Here is a 958-nt window from a genome sequence, read left to right on the forward strand (position 1 = left end):
CCTAACACCAGAATTAAGCCGACCCGCGAAGCGGGTTCGGCTTGAATGAATTGTTAGGTGCCATCCCCGATCTGCTGGGTAACGAGCACCGATGGAGACAGCCTCACAAAAACCCTGTCCTCGCCTGAAACAACGATCTCCAAAGTGTCATGCCCTGGGTCGGTATGCACCCGAAGGTCAGCAACACCGGTAGCAGCTAGCTGATAGATAAGCACGCCCGAAACTCGGATTGACAGCTCGACGTGCTTGTACGACGGCACGAGGTAAAGGTCAACTTGGGAATCAGCGCGGGAAGCGGCGAACGACAGTCCGTTGTAGGGCCAAGGAATATCCCTATCCTTCCGCGAGGCCTCCATACCGAAGAAGCGCTCGAGATCAGCTTCTGTCAGGGACAAGTCCATTGCCGTCATGGCACCTAACGCCTGAATTAAGCCGACCCGCGAAGCGGGTTCGGCTTGAATGAATTGTTAGGCCCCATAGTTGATCTTCCACGGAACACCAAAGCGATCAACCACGATTGCGTAGCATGGCGACCAAAATGTCCGCTGTGGCGCAAGTACTACGTGACCGCCCGTTTGCAGTGCATTGAAGAAGGATTTGACCTTCTCTTCTGAATCAACTCCAAGCAAAACATAGAAGCCTTTTGGGCTCTCGTATCTGTCTGGATCTACGTCCGCACCGGCGATATCAACCCCGTCTATGCAGATGTTTGCATGAACAATCTTTTGCCCACGTGACTCTGAGAATGCCGGGACAGGGGAGTCCTTGACCCGAAGCATGGTTCCGATTCTTCCGCCGAGGTTCTTGGCGTAGAAGCTAAATGCCTCCTCGCATTGACCGTTGAAGTCGATATGAAATGACAAACTCATTGCGGAAGCATCCTGATCTGTTCGTGGGGCCTAACACCAGAATTAAGCCGACCCGCGAAGCGGGTTCGGCTTGAATGAATTGTTAGGCC

The 958-nt window shown here is 53.3% G+C and carries 2 protein-coding genes; both read right to left on the minus strand.

Translation table 11 applies throughout. The features are described from left to right. Nucleotides 1-53 precede the first annotated feature (53 nt). The gene (locus ACIPRS_RS18840; RefSeq protein WP_446539652.1) at nucleotides 54-410 is read right to left on the minus strand and encodes a hypothetical protein; all 357 of its coding nucleotides are present in this window, start codon (nucleotides 408-410) and stop codon (nucleotides 54-56) included. A 57-nt stretch (nucleotides 411-467) separates the two neighbouring features. Next, complete coding sequence (locus ACIPRS_RS18845; RefSeq protein ID WP_446539653.1) at nucleotides 468-869, minus strand: VOC family protein; 402 nt, start codon at nucleotides 867-869, stop codon at nucleotides 468-470. Nucleotides 870-958 lie beyond the last annotated feature (89 nt).

The organism is Pseudoxanthomonas sp. LARHCG66 (genome assembly GCF_052871755.1).

Excerpts from the sequence above, each read along its gene's own strand:
- ACIPRS_RS18845 (WP_446539653.1), bottom strand. The coding sequence starts at position 869 with ATGAGTTTGTCATTTCATATCGACTTCAACGGTCAATGCGAGGAGGCA.
- ACIPRS_RS18840 (WP_446539652.1), bottom strand. The coding sequence starts at position 410 with ATGACGGCAATGGACTTGTCCCTGACAGAAGCTGATCTCGAGCGCTTC.